Raw genomic sequence first — 2,647 nt, 5'->3', positions numbered from 1 at the left:
GGTGTGTGTTGGTTGTTTGAGAACTCAACAGGGTGCTTGTTAAGCCAGTGCCAATTGATTGACCCCGTGACATGGCTTTGTTGTCGTGTCCGAGGATTCCTTTGGTGACAAACGATTGTTTGTTGCCAGGACTAATTTTCCAGATTTTGTTGGAGAGTTTGATCCTGGCTCAGGACGAACGCTGGCGGCGTGCTTAACACATGCAAGTCGAGCGGAAAGGCCCTTCGGGGTACTCGAGCGGCGAACGGGTGAGTAACACGTGAGTAACCTGCCCTAGGCTTTGGGATAACCCTCGGAAACGGGGGCTAATACCGGATATTCATTCTTCACGGCATCGTGGGGTGTGGAAAGTTTTTTCGGCCTGGGATGGGCTCGCGGCCTATCAGCTTGTTGGTGGGGTGATGGCCTACCAAGGCGACGACGGGTAGCCGGCCTGAGAGGGCGACCGGCCACACTGGGACTGAGACACGGCCCAGACTCCTACGGGAGGCAGCAGTGGGGAATATTGCACAATGGGCGGAAGCCTGATGCAGCGACGCCGCGTGAGGGATGAAGGCCTTCGGGTTGTAAACCTCTTTCGACAGGGACGAAGCGCAAGTGACGGTACCTGGAGAAGAAGCGCCGGCCAACTACGTGCCAGCAGCCGCGGTAAGACGTAGGGCGCGAGCGTTGTCCGGATTTATTGGGCGTAAAGAGCTCGTAGGCGGCTTGTTGCGTCAGCTGTGAAAACCCGCAGCTCAACTGTGGGCTTGCAGCTGATACGGGCAGGCTTGAGTTCGGTAGGGGAGACTGGAATTCCTGGTGTAGCGGTGAAATGCGCAGATATCAGGAGGAACACCGGTGGCGAAGGCGGGTCTCTGGGCCGATACTGACGCTGAGGAGCGAAAGCGTGGGGAGCGAACAGGATTAGATACCCTGGTAGTCCACGCTGTAAACGTTGGGCGCTAGGTGTGGGGGGCCTCTCCGGTTCTCTGTGCCGCAGCTAACGCATTAAGCGCCCCGCCTGGGGAGTACGGCCGCAAGGCTAAAACTCAAAGGAATTGACGGGGGCCCGCACAAGCGGCGGAGCATGCGGATTAATTCGATGCAACGCGAAGAACCTTACCTGGGTTTGACATGGGCGCTAAAGCAGCAGAGATGTTGTGTCCTTCGGGGGCGTTCACAGGTGGTGCATGGCTGTCGTCAGCTCGTGTCGTGAGATGTTGGGTTAAGTCCCGCAACGAGCGCAACCCTTGTTCGATGTTGCCAGCGGGTTATGCCGGGGACTCATCGAAGACTGCCGGGGTCAACTCGGAGGAAGGTGGGGATGACGTCAAGTCATCATGCCCCTTATGTCCAGGGCTTCACGCATGCTACAATGGCCGGTACAAAGGGCTGCGATACCGTGAGGTGGAGCGAATCCCAAAAAGCCGGTCTCAGTTCGGATCGGGGTCTGCAACTCGACCCCGTGAAGTCGGAGTCGCTAGTAATCGCAGATCAGCAACGCTGCGGTGAATACGTTCCCGGGCCTTGTACACACCGCCCGTCACGTCACGAAAGTCGGTAACACCCGAAGCCGGTGGCCCAACCCTTGTGGAGGGAGCCGTCGAAGGTGGGACTGGCGATTGGGACGAAGTCGTAACAAGGTAGCCGTACCGGAAGGTGCGGCTGGATCACCTCCTTTCTAAGGAGCAACCTCGCTCGAAAGAGCGCAGGAGCCCATATCCGGCCGAATGTGCTGGATGGGTGCTCATATGGCGGAGACACTGGCGAGTATTTCCTGGACAACGGTCCTTTTCTTAGTACTGCTTCGGCGTGGAACAGAGTTGGATGCGGTTCGGAGGTCACACAGGCACCCTGTTGGGTCCTGAAACAACCAGCCACGAGTGATCGTGGGGCGGTTGGTTCAGACGAGATCCAAGCCGGCCACAAAACGGCGCACGGTTGTGTTGCAGGTTGTGGCTGATAAAGCGGTTTGGGTTTGGTGTTGGTTGAGAATTGCACAGTGGATGCGAGCATCTTTATAGCTTTTTTGTGGTCAAGTTGCTGAGGGCGTACGGTGGATGCCTTGGCACCAGGAGCCGATGAAGGACGTGGGAGGCCGCGATAGGCCTGGGGGAGCTGTCAACCGAGCTGTGATCCCAGGGTGTCCGAATGGGGGAACCCGGCACCAGTCATGTGGTGTCACTCCCGCCTGAACACATAGGGCGGGTAGAGGGAACGCGGGGAAGTGAAACATCTCAGTACCCGCAGGAAGAGAAAACAATTGTGATTCCGTGAGTAGTGGCGAGCGAAAGCGGATGAGGCTAAACCGTGCACGTGTGATACCTGGCAGGGGTTGCGTGTGCGGGGTTGTGGGACATGTCTGAACCAGGCTGCCATCTGGTTGCACAGTCAGAAAATTCGTGGTTAGTCGAAGTTCGCTGGAAAGCGGCACCGTAGACGGTGAGAGTCCGGTAGGCGAAAATCGCGGGTCTGTGTTGGTGTGTTCCCGAGTAGCGGCGGACTCCTGTAATCTGCCGTGAATCTGCCAGGACCACCTGGTAAGCCTAAATACTCCCTGGTGACCGATAGCGGACTAGTACCGTGAGGGAAAGGTGAAAAGTACCCCGGGAGGGGAGTGAAATAGTACCTGAAACCGTGCGCCTACAATCCGTCGGAGCGTCCC

General features: G+C 57.5%; 2 rRNA genes (1 of these 2 only partly in view). Both read left to right on the top strand.

Annotated features, from left to right (window positions below):
* Positions 1 to 146: 146 nt before the first annotated feature.
* Positions 147 to 1,663, top strand: a 16S ribosomal RNA gene (locus AB0I21_RS56850).
* A gap of 352 nt (positions 1,664 to 2,015) precedes the next feature.
* Positions 2,016 to 2,647, top strand: a 23S ribosomal RNA gene (locus tag AB0I21_RS56845); it runs 2,574 nt beyond the window's last position.
* Together the 16S and 23S rRNA genes form the textbook arrangement of a ribosomal RNA operon.

Source organism: Dactylosporangium sp. NPDC050588, assembly GCF_040654975.1.
Lineage (GTDB): Bacteria > Actinomycetota > Actinomycetes > Mycobacteriales > Micromonosporaceae > Dactylosporangium > Dactylosporangium maewongense.
The sequence above is the reverse complement of the archived record's forward strand: the minus strand, read 5'-3'. Positions and strand labels throughout refer to the sequence as shown.